Origin of the sequence: Streptomyces sp. NPDC047853 (assembly GCF_043204535.1) — a bacterium.
GTDB lineage: Bacteria > Actinomycetota > Actinomycetes > Streptomycetales > Streptomycetaceae > Streptomyces.
The window spans coordinates 14,387-30,249 of record NZ_JBIDCI010000013.1; the positions used below are offsets into that span (position 1 = coordinate 14,387).

Annotated in this window: 15 protein-coding genes; 7 read left to right on the plus strand and 8 right to left on the minus strand. The window is 71.7% G+C overall.

From position 1 onward, the window contains the following. Window positions 1-4 precede the first annotated feature (4 nt). The 3 genes from ACGF5T_RS23455 to glgX all read right to left on the minus strand — a co-directional run bounded on the left by ACGF5T_RS23455 (window position 5) and on the right by glgX (window position 3,905). Window positions 5-1,411, minus strand: coding sequence for a sulfatase-like hydrolase/transferase (locus ACGF5T_RS23455; RefSeq protein WP_366767315.1), 1,407 nt, complete (start codon window positions 1,409-1,411; stop codon window positions 5-7). Between the two features lie 60 nt (window positions 1,412-1,471). Continuing rightward, window positions 1,472-1,567: a putative leader peptide gene (locus ACGF5T_RS23460; RefSeq protein ID WP_356610459.1), complete on the minus strand. Its 96-nt coding sequence runs from the start codon at window positions 1,565-1,567 to the stop codon at window positions 1,472-1,474. A 76-nt stretch (window positions 1,568-1,643) separates the two neighbouring features. Continuing rightward, window positions 1,644-3,905: a glycogen debranching protein GlgX gene (gene glgX / locus ACGF5T_RS23465; protein ID WP_366767316.1), complete on the minus strand. Its 2,262-nt coding sequence runs from the start codon at window positions 3,903-3,905 to the stop codon at window positions 1,644-1,646. A gap of 161 nt (window positions 3,906-4,066) precedes the next feature. Here glgX and ACGF5T_RS23470 point away from each other — a divergent pair, with 161 nt between their 5' ends. The 5 genes from ACGF5T_RS23470 to ACGF5T_RS23490 all read left to right on the plus strand — a co-directional run bounded on the left by ACGF5T_RS23470 (window position 4,067) and on the right by ACGF5T_RS23490 (window position 9,064). Further along, on the plus strand, window positions 4,067-5,293 hold the full coding sequence (locus ACGF5T_RS23470; protein ID WP_356610461.1) for an Ig-like domain-containing protein: 1,227 nt from the start codon (window positions 4,067-4,069) through the stop codon (window positions 5,291-5,293). A gap of 144 nt (window positions 5,294-5,437) precedes the next feature. After that, the gene (locus ACGF5T_RS23475) at window positions 5,438-6,700 is read left to right on the plus strand and encodes an Ig-like domain-containing protein (RefSeq protein WP_392889082.1); all 1,263 of its coding nucleotides are present in this window, start codon (window positions 5,438-5,440) and stop codon (window positions 6,698-6,700) included. A gap of 89 nt (window positions 6,701-6,789) precedes the next feature. Next, complete coding sequence (locus ACGF5T_RS23480) at window positions 6,790-7,557, plus strand: enoyl-CoA hydratase-related protein (protein WP_361013154.1); 768 nt, start codon at window positions 6,790-6,792, stop codon at window positions 7,555-7,557. Window positions 7,558-7,854: 297 nt separating this feature from the next. Beyond that, window positions 7,855-8,358 carry an ATP-binding protein gene (locus ACGF5T_RS23485; protein WP_356610463.1) on the plus strand — a complete coding sequence of 168 codons (504 nt, stop codon included), beginning with the start codon at window positions 7,855-7,857 and terminating at the stop codon, window positions 8,356-8,358. Window positions 8,359-8,455: 97 nt separating this feature from the next. Next, window positions 8,456-9,064, plus strand: a complete 609-nt coding sequence (locus ACGF5T_RS23490) for an ADP-ribosyltransferase (RefSeq protein WP_366767317.1) — start codon at window positions 8,456-8,458, stop codon at window positions 9,062-9,064. Between the two features lie 14 nt (window positions 9,065-9,078). Here the strand turns inward: ACGF5T_RS23490 and ACGF5T_RS23495 are convergent, their stop codons facing one another. Further along, window positions 9,079-9,717 carry a GNAT family N-acetyltransferase gene (locus ACGF5T_RS23495; RefSeq protein WP_366767318.1) on the minus strand — a complete coding sequence of 213 codons (639 nt, stop codon included), beginning with the start codon at window positions 9,715-9,717 and terminating at the stop codon, window positions 9,079-9,081. Between the two features lie 138 nt (window positions 9,718-9,855). Here ACGF5T_RS23495 and ACGF5T_RS23500 point away from each other — a divergent pair, with 138 nt between their 5' ends. Both ACGF5T_RS23500 and ACGF5T_RS23505 read left to right on the plus strand, forming a co-directional pair. Next, window positions 9,856-10,068, plus strand: a complete 213-nt coding sequence (locus ACGF5T_RS23500; protein WP_356610558.1) for an EF-hand domain-containing protein — start codon at window positions 9,856-9,858, stop codon at window positions 10,066-10,068. Between the two features lie 52 nt (window positions 10,069-10,120). Continuing rightward, window positions 10,121-10,897 (plus strand): NAD(P)-binding domain-containing protein, encoded by a 777-nt coding sequence (locus ACGF5T_RS23505; RefSeq protein WP_356610466.1) that lies wholly within the window; start codon window positions 10,121-10,123, stop codon window positions 10,895-10,897. Between the two features lie 6 nt (window positions 10,898-10,903). Here the strand turns inward: ACGF5T_RS23505 and ACGF5T_RS23510 are convergent, their stop codons facing one another. The 4 genes from ACGF5T_RS23510 to glyA all read right to left on the minus strand — a co-directional run bounded on the left by ACGF5T_RS23510 (window position 10,904) and on the right by glyA (window position 15,853). Next, window positions 10,904-11,461, minus strand: coding sequence for a glycoside hydrolase family 25 protein (locus ACGF5T_RS23510; protein ID WP_366767319.1), 558 nt, complete (start codon window positions 11,459-11,461; stop codon window positions 10,904-10,906). 128 nt (window positions 11,462-11,589) lie between these two features. Beyond that, entirely contained in the window at window positions 11,590-13,005 is a 1,416-nt protein-coding gene (locus tag ACGF5T_RS23515) for an MFS transporter (RefSeq protein WP_366767320.1), read from the minus strand. 120 nt (window positions 13,006-13,125) lie between these two features. Next, window positions 13,126-14,493, minus strand: a complete 1,368-nt coding sequence (locus ACGF5T_RS23520; RefSeq protein WP_361013137.1) for an L-serine ammonia-lyase — start codon at window positions 14,491-14,493, stop codon at window positions 13,126-13,128. A gap of 97 nt (window positions 14,494-14,590) precedes the next feature. After that, a complete protein-coding gene (gene glyA, locus ACGF5T_RS23525; protein ID WP_366767321.1) occupies window positions 14,591-15,853 on the minus strand; it encodes a serine hydroxymethyltransferase in 1,263 nt (420 codons plus the stop codon). Window positions 15,854-15,863 lie beyond the last annotated feature (10 nt).

Sequence of the window (15,863 nt, forward strand, 5' to 3'; positions counted from 1 at the left end):
GGGCTCAGGCCGCGGGGTACGGCAGCAGGCCGCCGTCCACCTTCTCCCAGGCCGCCCGCAGTTCGGCGAGCAGCCGGGGCCGTTCGGCGGCCAGGTCCGCCTGCTCGCGGGCGTCGGCACCGAGGTCGTACAGATGGTCCCTGCCGTCCGCGTCCCGGTAGTACTTCCAGTCGCCCCGGCGCAGCGCCCGGTTGCCGCGCACCCGCCAGAACAGGTCGCGCTCGGGCACCTCCTCGCCGCGCAGGAGGTAGCCGGCCAGGCTCCGGCCGTCCAGCGGGTACTCCGGGTCCGGCCGGGCGCCGCCCAGCTCCAGCAGGGTCGCCGTCCAGTCCGGCGAGTACACCGGCTCGTGGCTGACCTGCCGGCCGTCGACGCGGGCCGGCCAGCGCAGCACGGTCGGTATGCGGATGCCCCCCTCCAGCAGTTCGGACTTGCCGCCGCTGAGCGGCCACTGGTACGAGAAGCGCTCGCCGCCGTTGTCGCTGGCGAAGACCACGAGGGTGTTCTCCTCCTGGCCGGAGCGGCGCAGCGCGGCGAGGACCTTGCCGACCGAGGCGTCCAGGTCCTCGACCATCTCCCTGTACTTCTCCACCGAACCGCCGTCGCGGTGCAGCAGCGCGCCCAGCACGTTCCCGGTGCGGATCTCGGCGGCGATCTCCGCGCCCTCACGCGCGTCGTCCTCGGTGAGCCACGGCCAGTGCGGGGTGGTGTAGTTGAGGTTGAGCAGCCAGGGGCGGTCGTGGTCGCGGCCGACGTACTCGACGGCGCGCTCGGTGAGGACGGTCGTGTAGTAGCGCAGGTCCTGGTAGGTGGTGTCGCCCTCGTACAGGTCGTAGTCGCCCAGTTGGCCCAGCTTGGAGAAGTACTCCAGCGCCCCGCCGAAGTTGCCGAAGAACTCGTCCCAGCCGGACTTGGTGGGGCTGTGGTCCGGCAGCCATCCGCAGTGCCACTTGCCGATCAGGGCGGTGGCGTACCCCGCCCCCTTCAGCAGGGACGCGAGCGTCGGGTGGTCCGGGTCCAGGCCCTGGGACCGGTCGCCGAGAGGCTCGGCCAGTCCGCCCTCCGTACGCCCCGGGAAGCGGCCCGTGTACAGGCTGAACCGGGTCGGGGAGCAGGTCGCCGACCCCGCGTAGGCCTGCGTGAACCGGACGCCCTGCGCCGCCAGCCGGTCCAGGTGGGGCGTGCGGATGTGCGGCGCGCCGTAGGAGGACAGGTCGGCCCAGCCGAGGTCGTCGCCGAGGATGAACAGGACGTTGGGGCGTCTGCGCGGTCCGGCGCCGGGGCGGGCCCGGAAGGGGCGTTCGGCGGGGGCGGGCGCGGCGGGCGCGGCGGACGCGGACGGACCGGCCACGGCCGTCACCGCGCCGCCGCCGAGCAGGCCGCCGAAGACACGACGGGACATCTCAGACATGCGTGATCCCAGGGGAAGGAGGAGCGAGAAGAAAGGGAGGGAGGGGGAGGCGCGCGCGGGTCAGCGACAGACGGCGCCGGCGTGCCGGCACAGGTCGACGTGGCGTCGCGCCACGAGCGCGACGCCCACGCACCGGCGGGCAGCGGAAGACCTCATGGGCAGGGACGCTCCCAGCAGGCCGGTGCCCCGGTCAAGAAGATCACCGCGGAGTTCACGGAGCCGAAACGACAGCTCAGCCGACGACCCGCAACAGCAGCACCGACCGCGCCGGGACCGGGACCTCCGCGCCCGCCGGGTGGGTCCCGCCCGGCGCCTCGGCCTGCTCCTCCCCGCTGGTGTCGACGACCACCTCGTACCGCTCCGCCCACGGCGCGGCCGGCAGGACGAAGGGCGCGGGGCGCTCCCCGGCGTGCAGCACCGCGAGGAAGCTGTCGTCCACGATGGCGTCCCCGCGCTCGTCGCGGCCCGGGATGTCCCGCCCGGACAGGTACATGCCGAGGGTGGCGGCGGGCGCGTACCAGTCCCGTTCCGTCATCTCCGTGCCCCGCGGGGTGAACCAGGCCAGGTCGCGCAGGCCGTCCGCGGAGTGCGCGCGGCCGGAGAAGAACGCGCGGCGGCGCAGCACCGGATGCCGGTGGCGCAGCGCGATCAGCCGGGAGGTCAGCTCGAACAGGGGCCGCCACTCCGGGTCGTCCAGCAGGCTCCAGTCGACCCAGCTGATCGCGTTGTCCTGGCAGTAGGCGTTGTTGCTGCCGCGCTGGGTGCGGCCCAGCTCGTCGCCCGCGACCAGCATCGGCACCCCGGTCGACAGCAGCAGCGTCGTCATCAGGTTGCGCAGCTGGCGCCGCCGCAGCGCCCGTACCGCCTCGTCGTCCGTCTCCCCCTCCGTGCCGCAGTTCCAGGACCGGTTGTCGTCCGTGCCGTCCCGGTTGCCCTCGCCGTTGGCCTCGTTGTGCTTGCGCCCGTAGGAGACCAGGTCGCGCAGTGTGAAGCCGTCGTGCGCGGTGACGAAGTTGACCGACGCGTACGGCCGCCGCCCGCCCCACGCGTACAGGTCGCTGGAGCCCGACAGCCGGTAGCCCATCTCCCGCACGTCCGGCAGCGCGTGCCGCCAGAAGTCCCGCACGGCGTCGCGATAGCGGTCGTTCCACTCCGTCCACAGGGGCGGGAAGGCACCCACCTGGTAGCCTCCCGAGCCGACGTCCCAGGGCTCGGCGATCAGCTTCACCCGCCGCAGCACCGGGTCCTGCGCGATCACCGCGAGGAACGGGGACAGCATGTCGACGTCGTGCATGGAGCGGGCCAGCGCCGCCGCCAGGTCGAAGCGGAAGCCGTCCACCCCCATCTCCGTCACCCAGTACCGCAGGGAGTCGGTGATCAGGCGCAGTACGTGCGGCTGGACGACGTGCAGGGTGTTGCCGCAGCCCGTGTAGTCGGCGTAGCGGCGGGCGTCCGGCTGGAGGCGGTAGTAGCCGCGGTTGTCGACGCCCTTCAGGGAGAGCGTCGGGCCCAGCTCGCCCGCCTCGGCCGTGTGGTTGTAGACCACGTCGAGGATGACCTCGATCCCGGCCGCGTGCAGCGCGCGCACCATCCGCTTGAACTCGCCGACCTGCTCACCCCGGGTGCCGGCGGCGGCGTAGCCGGCGTGCGGGGCGAAGTAGCCGATCGAGTTGTAACCCCAGTAGTTCTTCAGGCCGCGCTTCAGCAGGTGGTCCTCGTGCGCGAACTGGTGCACCGGCAGCAGCTCCACCGCCGTCACGCCGAGCCGCACCAGGTGCTCGATCGCCGCCGGATGCGCCAGGCCGGCGTAGGTCCCGCGCAGCTCCTCGGGGATGCCGGGGTGCAGCTTGGTGAAGCCCCGCACGTGCAGTTCGTAGATCACCGAGTCCGCCCAGGGCGTCTTCGGCCGACGGTCGTCCGACCAGTCGTCGTCGTCATGGACGACCACGCCCTTCGGGACGTACGGCGCCGAGTCCCGGTCGTCGCGCACGGTGTCCGCCACATGCTGCTCCGGCCAGTCCCGCACGTGCCCGTACACCTCGGGCGGCAGCGCGAAGTCGCCGTCCACCGCACGGGCGTACGGGTCGAGCAGCAGCTTCGCCGGGTTCCAGCGGGCGCCGGTCCACGGGTCCCAGCGGCCGTGCACCCGGAAGCCGTACCGCTGCCCGGGGCCCACGCCCGGCACGAAACCGTGCCAGATCTCGTGCGTCAGCTCCGTCAGCCGCACCCGGCGCTCCCCGCCCCCGGGGCCCCGCTCGTCGAACAGGCACAGCTCCACCGCCTCCGCCCCGCCCGCCCACAGCGCGAAGTTGGTGCCCGCCACCTGGTCCGGTCCGGTCCGGAACCGGGCGCCCAACGGCACGGGTGTGCCCGGCCAGGCCGGCACGGCGGTGGGCGGCGCGGCACGCCGCGAGCCGTTCACCACGACGGCGGGGTGCCCGTCCTCGGCGGCCGGCTTCCCGGCCACCGCCTCCTGCTCGGCTGCGCTGGACACCTGTCAGCCTCCTGCGGCTCGTGGAACGACGTGCCGGCTACGGGGAGAAGGGCGCGGCGTCCCCACCGCTGCTCCCCGTCGCGTCGTCCTCCCCACTGTTCTGCCCACCGCATGGCTCGCACTCACGTTTCCCCAGGGCGGACCGGTCGTTACGGGTGGATGTGAGGCACGTACATGGGCGCGCACGGCGCGCGGGGGCCGCTCTGGCCGCCGTACTGACATGGGCAGGACTGCTGGCCGGGGCCGCCGGATGCACCTCGGACGGGGGTGGGATCGGCGAGGTCTTCGGCAAACCCCCCGCCGCCGAGGACGTCATCCGGGTGACCCCGGACGACGGCAGCAAGGGCGTCCGGCCGGACGGGAAGCTGTCGGTCCGGGTGCCCGGCGGGCGCCTGGAGTCGGTGAAGGTGGTCAGGTCGCAGGACGCGCGGGAGACCCCGGTACCGGGCCGGATCTCCGACGACGGCCTGAGCTGGCGGCCCGACGACGACCGGCTGGCACTCGCCGCGAAGTACACCGTCGACGTCGTGGCCCTGGACGGCCACGCGCGCCGCGCGGCCCGGCACACCACCTTCACCACCTACGTCCCCGAGGAGCGCTTCATCGCGTACGCCGCTCCCGAGAACCGCTCGGTCGTCGGCACCGGCATGATCGTCTCGCTGTCGTTCAGCCGGGAGATCACCGACCGCGCCGCCGTCGAGCGCGCCGTCTCGGTCACCGCGAAGCCCGCCACCGAGATCCGCCCCCACTGGTTCGGCAAGGACCGCCTCGACTTCCGCCCCGAGGAGTACTGGAAACCCGGCACCAAGGTCACCGTCGACCTGCGGCTGCGGGACGTCGAGGGCGCGCCGGGGGTGTACGGGCTCCAGCGCAAGTCGTTCTCCTTCACCGTCGGCCGCAGCCAGGTCTCGCTCGTCGACGCGGCCGAGCGGACCATGCAGGTGCGCCGCGACGGCACCCTGCTGACCACCGTGCCGATCACCGCCGGAGCGCCGTCCACCCCCACCTACAACGGCAAGATGGTGATCACCGAGATGCTCGACGTCACCCGCATGAACAGCCGCACGGTCGGCTTCGGCGGCGAGTACGACATCCCCGACGTCCCGCACGCCATCCGTCTGACCAGCTCCGGCACCTTCCTGCACGGCAACTACTGGGCGCCCACCGACACCTTCGGCCGGGCCAACGTCAGCCACGGCTGCGTCGGCCTGCGCGACGTCAAGGGCGGTGGTGCCGACACCCCGGCGGGGTGGTTCTTCGACCGCAGCCTGATCGGCGACGTCGTCGAGGTGGTCCACAGCAAGGACAAGACCGTCGCCCCTGACAACGGGCTCGGTGGCTGGAACATGAACTGGAAGAAGTGGAAGGCGGGCACCGCGGTGAAGTGACCCTGACACGCGCCCCCGCAACTCGGTACGGAACAGTGACATTTGCACGGTCCCCGGCGCCCCTGGCCTGCGGTTACGATGCGCCGGTGCGCGCGGGCGCACTGGGGTGCGGGCCCCGGACCGGGCCCGGCGAGGGGAGACGAGTTGAACGTGCGTCCGATATCGGGGGCGTCACCGGCGGGCATCCGGGGACGGGGCGGCAAGGGACGCGGCAGGGCACTGCCGGCGCTGGCACTGGGCGTACTGCTCACGGTCACCGCCTGCGGCGGGGGCGGATCGGGCTCGGGCGCCGGATCCGGGGACGGCGGCAGACACGCCAAGGACTCCACCGCCGCCCAGGGCAAGCAGTCCGAGGCCGTGGTCACGATCGCCCCGAAGGACGGGGCGAAGGCCGTGGACACCAGCGGTGACCTGAAGATAGGCGCCGCCAAGGGCAAGCTGACCGAGGTCGTGGTCAAGGACGCCGACGGCGGCAGGGTCGACGGGAAGATAGCCGGCGACGGCGCCACCTGGACGCCGTCCACCCACCTGGCCGCCTCCACCACCTACACCGTGCACGCGGTCGCCAAGGACTCCGAGGGCCGCACGGCCGCCGAGGACTCCCGCTTCACCACCCTGACACCGGAGAACACCTTCACCGGCACCTTCACACCGGAGGACGGCTCGAAGGTCGGCGTCGGCATGCCGTTCTCGATCCGCTTCTCCCGGGGCATCACCAACCCGGAGGACGTCGAGAAGGCCATCCGCATCAGGACCGAACCGGCCGTCGAGGTCGAGGGCCACTGGTTCGGCAACGACCGCCTCGACTTCCGCCCCGAGAAGTACTGGAAGCCCGGCACCGAGGTCACCGTCGACCTCGCCCTCGACGGCGTCGAGGGCCGCGACGGCGTCTACGGCGAACAGGCCAAGACCGTCTCCTTCACCGTCGGCCGCAGCCAGGTCTCCGTCGTCGACGCCAAGAAGCTCACCATGAAGGTCGTGCGCGACGGCAAGACCGTCAAGACCATCCCGGTCACCACCGGCGCGCCCGGCTACGAGACCTGGAACGGCCAGATGGTCATCACCGAGCGGCTCCCCGTGACCCGCATGAACGGCGAGACCGTCGGCTACGGCGGCGAGTACGACATCAAGGACGTCCCGCACGCCATGCGCCTGTCCACCTCCGGCACCTTCATCCACGGCAACTACTGGGGCGGCGACGCCTTCGGCAACCGCAACGCCAGCCACGGCTGCATCGGCCTGCGCGACGTCCGCGGCGGCTGGGACGAGAAGGCGCCGGCCGCCTGGTTCTTCGAGAACTCGCTCATCGGCGACGTGGTCGTGGTGAAGAACTCCGACGACGCCACCATCGCCCCGGACAACGGCCTCAACGGCTGGAACATGTCCTGGGAGAAGTGGAAGGCCTGAGCCCGCACCGGCCCGCGGCCCCGGTACCGACCTCCGTGTGAGGTACGGCACCGGGGCCGATGCCGTTAGTCCCCGTTAACCTGCTGGGCATGACCGTGAATCTCGAAGTCGCCGACGGCGTCGGCACGCTGCGCCTGGACCGCCCGCCCATGAACGCGCTGGACATCGCCACCCAGGACCGGCTCAAGGAGCTGGCCGAGGAGGCCACCCGCCGCGAGGACGTACGCGCCGTCGTGCTGTACGGCGGCGAGAAGGTGTTCGCCGCCGGCGCGGACATCAAGGAGATGCAGGCGATGGACCACGCGGCGATGATCGTGCGCGCCCGTGCCCTCCAGGACTCCTTCACGGCGGTCGCCCGCATCCCCAAGCCGGTGGTCGCGGCCGTCACCGGCTACGCCCTCGGCGGCGGCTGCGAACTCGCGCTCTGCGCCGACTTCCGCATCGCCGGCGAGAACGCCAAGCTCGGCCAGCCCGAGATCCTGCTCGGCCTGATCCCCGGCGCCGGCGGCACCCAGCGGCTGTCCCGGCTGATCGGCCCCTCCCGGGCCAAGGACCTCATCTTCACGGGCCGCCAGGTCAGGGCCGACGAGGCGCTCACCCTCGGCCTGGTGGACCGGGTGGTGCCGGCCGGCGAGGTGTACGAGCAGGCGCACGCCTGGGCCGCCCGGCTCGCCAAGGGCCCCGCGATCGCGCTGCGCGCGGCGAAGGAGTCCGTCGACACGGGTCTGGAGACGGACATCGAGACCGGTCTCGCCGTCGAGCGGAACTGGTTCGCCGGCCTGTTCGCCACCGAGGACCGTGAGCGCGGGATGCGCAGCTTCGTGGAGGAGGGCCCGGGGAAGGCGAAGTTCCTCTGAGGGACCTCCGCGACCCGCCCGCGAAGTCCCCGCTCACCTCTCGCAGTTGACGCGGTGTCTGATCCGGGTCCCTCGATGGGGCGGTTTATGGCAGCCTTAACGCACCATTAAGCGCGTCGTGCCGAGGGAGCTCCCAGCTTGTTACCGGTCCATCCGTCCGCGCAGGTCAGTGGGGCTGTTTCGGCTCCTGAACTGCCTCTGGCATATGCTGGACGGACGCCGTCCGTCCCCGCCCCCGCGGGTGCGTATTCGCCGGGAACGCCCCCGGTGGCCCCCGGGGGCGGCCATGATGGGGATATGGCGGGGCTGGAGGACACGGAACAGCCGCGGGGAGCCGGACGTGCGACCGCGGCGCGCTGGTCGCCGGCGGTGGAGGACGAACGCGCACTGAAGGCACTCGAGTTGTTCGGCAGCCCCACAGAGTGCGAGGTTCCGCTGCCGTCCCTCCCGGAGTCCGCGGCCACCGCCCGCCGACTGGCCCAGATCGTCGCCCTGCGCCAGTGGAACCTCGGCCCCAAGATCACGGAAGACGCCGTCCTGCTCGTCTCCGAACTGGTGGGCAACGCCGTACGCCACACCGGCGCCCGGATCTTCGGCCTGCGTATGCGGCGCCGCCCCGGCTGGATCCGCGTCGAGGTCCGCGACCCCTCCCGCGGCCTGCCCTGTCTGATGCCGGTGCAGGAGACGGACATCAGCGGGCGCGGCCTCTTCCTCGTCGACAAGCTGTCCGACCGATGGGGCGTCGACCTGCTGCCGCGCGGCAAGACCACCTGGTTCGAGATGCGGGTCCTGGACCGCTGACGACCCATCTGCCGCCGCGCGCAACCCCGTTCGCCCAACACGCCGCCTACGGGTGACGATCCGCCCTCCGGCGCCCGGCAGCCGGGATCGTACCCGCATGATCACGACTCGCCTGCGGCGCCGGGCCGCCGCCGCCGTCCTCTCCCTCTCCGCCATCCTCGCCACCTCGGCCGCCACCGTGCCCGAAGCGGCCCCCACGACGGCGCCCGCGAAGGCCGCCCCCGCCTGCCCCCTGCTCGACGACCGCATCGAGGCCGCCACCGACCGCACGGTCGACGTCGACCGCATCACCCCCGAGCCGGTCTGGCGCACCTCCTGCGGCACCCTCTACCGCAGCGACAGCCGCGGCCCGCAGGTCGTCTTCGAAGAGGGCTTCCACGCCAAGGACGTCAAGAACGGCCAGTACGACATCGAGAAGTACGTCCTGGTCAACCAGCCCTCGCCGTACGTCTCCACCACCTACGACCACGACCTGTACAAGACCTGGTACAAGTCCGGTTACAACTACTACGTCGACGCTCCCGGCGGCATCGACGTCAACAAGACAATCGGCGACACGCACAGGTGGGCCGACCAGCTCGAGGTCGCCTTCCCCGGCGGCATCCAGCGGCAGTACATCATCGGCGTCTGCCCGGTCGACCGGGAGACCAAGACCGAGATCATGAGCGAGTGCGAGAGCAACCCGCACTACAAGCCCTGGCACTGACCGCCCCGGCCCGCTCAGGGCCGCAGGAACAGCGCCTCCGACCCCACCGGCGTGTAGCCCGCCGCCTGGAACGCCCGCAGGCTGCGGGCGTTCCCCGCCGACACCTGCGCCCACACCGGCTCACCCCCCGCCAACTGCCGCGCCGCCGTCACCAGGTGCCGCCCCAGCCCCCGGTGCCGGGCCCCTTCCGCCACCTCCACGGCGACCTCCAGACGTCCGGCGACCCCCCGGCCCAGCACCAGCACGCCGCCGTCCGCCGCCCACACCCGCACCTCGTCGCGCCGCCTGCGGGCGGCCACCACCCGGGGATGCCCGGGATCGGCGACCTCCGTCAGCGCGGTGCCCGGCCCGCCCGGAAGCGGAGCGCCGGTCAGCAGCACGTCGATCGTGTCCGTCGTCCTGCCCGTGCGCTCCGCGAAGGCAGTCAGGAACCGGGCGTTCATCGTCGCGGCGAGGGGATCGCAGCCGAGCCCGTCCAGCGTCTTGCGCACCCACCCCGGGTCCTCGTCCGTGAAGACCACCGAGTGCGCCGTGAAGGCGATCACGCCCGCGTCCCGGGTGCCGTGCTGCGGTACCACGGTGGTACCGCCGTCGGCCGCAGGGAAGACGCCCCGCGCCACCGAGTCCAGAATGTCGCGCAGACTCCCCGTCACACCGTGCTCCTCGTGTCTCGTCCGCCCGGGGGTGGTCGCCGCGTCGCAGGCGGGCGGGGGCAGCTAATCTGACCTGCGTCAGACGCGTCCGCTGGGGTGACCAGCGTACGGGCGGAGCACGGAATGAGGGGCGGATCGGTGGCGGACATCGAGGAAGCACGCAAGCAGTTCGACCGGATCGACACGGACGGTGACGGCTTCATCACCGCGGCCGAGTTCAAGACCGCACTGGCCCAGGGCGGCGACTGGAACGTCACCGAGTCGGTGGCCGAGGCGATCATCGCCGGCCGTGACCTCGACGGGGACAAGCTGCTGTCGTTCGACGAGTTCCAGGCCCACCTGAACAAGTGACGACGCCGTGCACAGGGGCGCCCTCCGGTCACCCGGAGGGCGCCCCTGCGGCATGTCCGGCGGGCCGCGGAACACCCGGCGGCGCGGGCGTGTTGGCACCGGAGACCGGCGCGAGCCGCCGGTCTCCGCACGACACGACCTCCGGAAGGCCAGGCGAGTCAGCATCATGAAGATCGGCATCATCGGCGCGGGCAACATCGGCGGCAACCTCACCCGACGGCTCACCGCCCTCGGGCACGACGTCTCGGTGGCGAACTCCCGCGGCCCGCACACGCTCACCGCACTGGCCGAGGAGACCGGCGCGACCCCCGTACCGGTCGGGGAAGCGGCGCGCGGCGCCGAGATCGTGGTCGTCACCGTCCCTCTGAAGGCGGTCCCCGACCTTCCGTCCGGCGTGCTCGACGGGGCGGCCGACGACGTGGCCGTCATCGACACCGGCAACTACTACCCGCGCCAGCGCGACGGCAGGATCGCCGCCATCGAGGACGAGGGCCTCACCGAGAGCCGCTGGACCGCACGCCACCTCGGCCACACCGTGGTCAAGGCCTTCAACGGCACCTACGCACAGGACATCCTGGACCGCCCGCGCCCGTCCGGCGACCCGGACCGCATGGCCCTCCCGGTCGCCGGTGACGACGCGGCGGCCAAGGCGAAGGTCCGTTCGCTGATCGACGAGTTGGGCTTCGACACCGTAGACGCGGGCGGCCTCGACGAGTCCTGGCGCCAGCAGCCCGGCACCCCGGTGTACGGCCTGCGCGAGGGTGTCGAGGGCGTCACCAAGGCGCTGGCGGAAGCGTCCCCGGAACGGCAGGCCGACTTCCGCGGCTGACCCGCCTCAGGCGCCGTCGGCCCACGTCTTCAGCGCGGCCTTGCTCGCGAAGTCCGCCACGTTCGTGTCGACGGGGTCGTCGGTGTACTGGTGGAAGCGCCAGGTGGCCTGGATGCGGGGCTTGCCGGCCGCGACGTAGTCGGCGATCCAGAGACCGTCGCCGGCGTACGAGGTGGTGTCGACGTTGAGCCAGAAATTGCGGTTGCAGTAGAGGACGACGCGATTGTCCGGCCGCAGCGCCTTCACCTTGCGGATGAAGCTGTCCTTCTCCGCGTTGCTCGCGTGGGTGCCCTCGCCCGTCGTCTCCCAGTCGACGGCGAGGATGTCGCCGGGCCGGTCGGGTGCCTTGGAGACGAAGTACTCGGCCTGGGCGGTGAGGTTGCCCGGCCACAGGAAGTGGTAGAAGCCGACGACGAGTCCGGCGTCGCGGGCCCGTTCCGTCTGGGCGCCGAGCTTGGGGTTGACGTACGAACGGCCCTCCGTCGCCTTGACGAAGACGAAGGAGAGGCCGTCCGTGCCGTAGCTGGAGGACTGGTACGCGCTCACGTCGATGCCGCGCAGCATGAGAACTCCCTCGTAGCCTGTGGGGCTGAAGTGCCCGGTGGACGGAGGTTGTTGTTATGCCCGGGATCGGCGGCCGTACGCCGGGCGCGAGGACGCTCGGCGTACGGGAGGGGTGAACGCCGGTCGCATCAGGGGGCGGAGGAGGTGACCGCGGCCCGGGGGGCGGCGGCGTCGGCGGGGGCCGCCTCGCCGTCGTCGAGGGAGACGTCCTTCGTCTCCTTGGAGAGGAGCAGCGCGACCAGCGTCAGCACCGCCATCGCCGAGAGGTAGACACCGACGAGCCACGGCGAGCCGTCACCGGCCTCCCACAGCGCCACCGCGATGAACGGGGCGACGGCCGCCCCGAGGATGGAGCTGACGTTGTACGAGATGCCGGAGCCGGTGTAGCGCACGCTGGTGGGGAACAGCTCGGGCAGCAGCGCGCCCATCGGGCCGAAGGTCATGCCCATCAGCGTGAAGCCGAGCACCAGCCAGAGCACCACACCGAGCGTGCCCAGGCCGATCAGCGGCACCCAGACCAGCCCGAAGACCACGATCGCCGCGGTGATCCAGATCAGGGTGGAACGGCGGCCGTACCGGTCGGCGAGCGGGCCGGAGACCAGAGTGAACGCGGCGAAGAACAGCACGCCGAAGATCATCATCAGGACGAAGGTGGTGTAGCCGTATCCGAGACCGGGCACGGCGGCGTCCTCGGCGGCCCGCCCGTAGCTCAGCGAGAACGTGGTCATCAGGTAGAAGAGCACGTACGTCGCCAGCATGATGAAGGTGCCCAGGACCAGCTGCTTCCAGTGGCCCTGCACCACGGTGGCCAGCGGCAGCTTGCGCACCCGGCCGGCCTCCTGGGTCTTGGCGAAGACCGCCGACTCGACCAGCCGCGAGCGCACCCACAGGCCGATCGCGACCATCACGGCCGAGAACAGGAACGGGATGCGCCAGCCCCACTCGACGAAGGCGTCGGAGGGCTGCGTGGGGTCGGCGCCGGCCGTGGAGGGCAGCAGCGCCCCGATGATCAGGAACAGGCCGTTGCCGATGATGAAGCCGAGCGGGGCGCCCAGCTGCGGGAAGGTCCCGTACAGGGCGCGCTTGCCGCGGGGGGCGTTCTCGGTGGCGACCAGGGCCGCGCCGCTCCACTCGCCGCCGAGCGCGAAGCCCTGCGCGATCCGCATCAGCACCAGCAGCGCGGTGGCGACCCAGCCGGCCTGGGCGTAGGTGGGCAGGACGCCGATCAGGAACGTGGCGATGCCCATGGTGAGGAGTGAGACCACCAGCGTCTTCTTGCGGCCGAGCCGGTCGCCGAGGTGGCCGAAGACGACGGCCCCGATCGGGCGGGCCACCATCGCGGCGCCGAAGACCGCGAAGGAGGAGAGCAGGGCGGTGGTCGGGTCGCTGCTCGGGAAGAAGAGCTTCGGGAAGACCAGTACGGCCGCGGTCGCGTAGATGTAGAAGTCGTAGAACTCGATCGTCGTGCCCATGAGGCTGGCGACGAGGACGCGGGAGCGCGGATTGACGGGCGCCGGGGACGGTCCTGAGGCTGGTGCGGGCATGTCTCGGTCTTTCACGTGCGAAAGGTGCTGGCACCGCCACGATCTCAGGCGTCTCATTTTTCAGTTGTCCCATGTCACGATGTGAGACGCGTGATCAGTGCCCCGCGCGCCCGGCGCCGCTCAGCACTCGATGATGTTGACCGCCAGCCCGCCCCGGGCCGTCTCCTTGTACTTGACCGACATGTCGGCGCCGGTGTCCTTCATGGTCTTGATGACCTTGTCGAGGGACACCTTGTGGGAGCCGTCGCCGCGCATCGCCATCCGCGCGGCCGTGACGGCCTTCACCGCGGCCATGCCGTTGCGCTCGATGCACGGGATCTGGACCAGGCCGCCGACCGGGTCGCAGGTGAGCCCGAGGTTGTGCTCCATGCCGATCTCGGCCGCGTTCTCCACCTGCTCGGGGCTGCCGCCCAGCACCTCGGCGAGCGCGCCGGCCGCCATGGAACAGGCGGAGCCCACCTCGCCCTGGCAGCCGACCTCGGCGCCGGAGATGGAGGCGTTCTCCTTGAAGAGCATGCCGATCGCGCCGGCCGCGAGGAGGAAGCGCACCACGCCGTCCTCGTCGGCGCCGGGGACGAAGTTCATGTAGTAGTGCAGAACCGCCGGGATGATGCCGGCCGCGCCGTTGGTGGGGGCCGTGACGACCCGGCCGCCGGCCGCGTTCTCCTCGTTCACGGCCATGGCGTAGAGCGTGATCCACTCCATCGACAGGGCCAGCGGGTCGCCCTCGGAGCGGAGCTTGCGCGCGGTGTTGGCGGCGCGGCGGCGGACCTTGAGGCCGCCGGGGAGTATGCCCTCGCGGGACATGCCGCGCTCCACACAGGCCTGCATCACGCGCCAGATCTCCAGCAGGCCCTCGCGGATCTCGTCCTCGTCGCGCCAGGCCCGCTCGTTCTCCAGCATCAGGGCGGAGATGGACAGGCCCGTCTCGCGGGCCAGCCGCAGCAGCTCGTCGCCGGTGCGGAAGGGGTACTTCAGCACGGTGTCGTCGAGCACGATGCGGTCGGCGCCCACCGCGTCCTCGTCGACGACGAAGCCGCCGCCGACCGAGTAGTAGGTCTTGGTCAGCACCTCGGCGCCCTGCGCGTCGTACGCCCACAGCGTCATGCCGTTGGCGTGGTAGGGGAGTGCCTTGCGGCGGTGCAGGACCATGTCGTCGTCGTAGGAGAAGGCGATCTCGCGCTCGCCGAGCAGGCTGAGGCGGCCCGAGGACCTGATCGTCTCCACGCGGTCGTCGGCCGTCTCGACATCCACCGTGCGCGGGGAGTCGCCCTCCAGGCCGAGCAGCACCGCCTTGGGGGTGCCGTGGCCGTGGCCGGTGGCGCCGAGCGAGCCGTACAGCTCGGCGCGGACCGAGGCGACGGAGCCCAGCAGCTCCTCGCCGCGCAGTCGGCGGGCGAACATGCGGGCCGCGCGCATCGGGCCGACCGTGTGCGAGCTCGACGGGCCGATGCCGATCGAGAACAGGTCGAAGACCGAGATGGCCACGGGGACTCCTCAGAACGGGGGTGGTGCAGAGGGCGGTGCTCGGGGGTGGGGCGCCGGGCTCGCTTGTGGCGGGCCCGGCGCCCCGGTCACGCGGTGTCTACTTGTTCAGACCCGGGTACAGCGGGTGCTTGTCGGCCAGGGCCTTCACCCGGGCCTTGAGGGCCTGGGCGTCGTAGGACGGCTTCAGCGCCTCGGCGATCACGTCCGCGACCTCGGCGAAGTCCTCGGCGGTGAAGCCGCGGGTCGCCAGGGCCGGCGTACCGATGCGGAGACCGGAGGTCACCATCGGCGGACGCGGGTCGTTCGGGACGGCGTTGCGGTTGACCGTGATGCCGACCTCGTGGAGGCGGTCCTCGGCCTGCTGGCCGTCCAGCTCGGAGTCGCGCAGGTCGACGAGGACCAGGTGGACGTCCGTGCCGCCGGTCAGGACCGACACGCCCGCCGCCTTCGCGTCGTCCTTCACCAGGCGCTCGGCCAGGATGCGGGCGCCTTCCAGCGTACGACGCTGGCGCTCCTTGAAGTCCTCGCTCGCGGCGACCTTGAAGGCGACGGCCTTGGCGGCCACCACGTGCTCCAGCGGGCCACCCTGCTGACCGGGGAAGACGGCGGAGTTGATCTTCTTGGCCAGCTCGGCCGTGGAGAGGATCACACCGCCGCGCGGGCCGCCCAGCGTCTTGTGGGTGGTGGTGGTCACGACGTGGGCGTGCGGGACCGGGTTCGGGTGCAGGCCCGCCGCCACCAGACCGGCGAAGTGCGCCATGTCGACCATCAGGTACGCGCCGACCTCGTCCGCGACCTTGCGGAACGCGGCGAAGTCCAGCTGCCGGGGGTAGGCCGACCAGCCGGCCACGATCAGCTTCGGCTTGTGCTCCTTGGCGAGGCGCTCCACCTCGGCCATGTCCACCTGGCCGTCGTCGCCGACGTGGTAGGGCACGACGTCGTAGAGCTTGCCGGAGAAGTTGATCTTCATGCCGTGGGTCAGGTGCCCGCCGTGGGCGAGGTTGAGACCCATGATCGTGTCGCCGGGCTTGAGCAGCGCGAACATCGCGGCCGCGTTGGCCTGGGCGCCCGAGTGCGGCTGCACGTTGGCGTGCTCCGCGCCGAAGAGCGCCTTGACCCGGTCGATGGCGATCTGCTCGACGACGTCGACGTGCTCGCAGCCACCGTAGTAGCGGCGGCCGGGGTAGCCCTCGGCGTACTTGTTGGTGAGGACCGAGCCCTGGGCCTCCATGACCGCGACCGGAGCGAAGTTCTCCGAGGCGATCATCTCCAGGGTGGACTGCTGGCGGTCCAGCTCGGCGTCGACGGCGGCGGCGACGTCGGGGTCGAGCTCGTGCAGGGGTGTGTTCAGAAGCGACATGCGGTCCGTG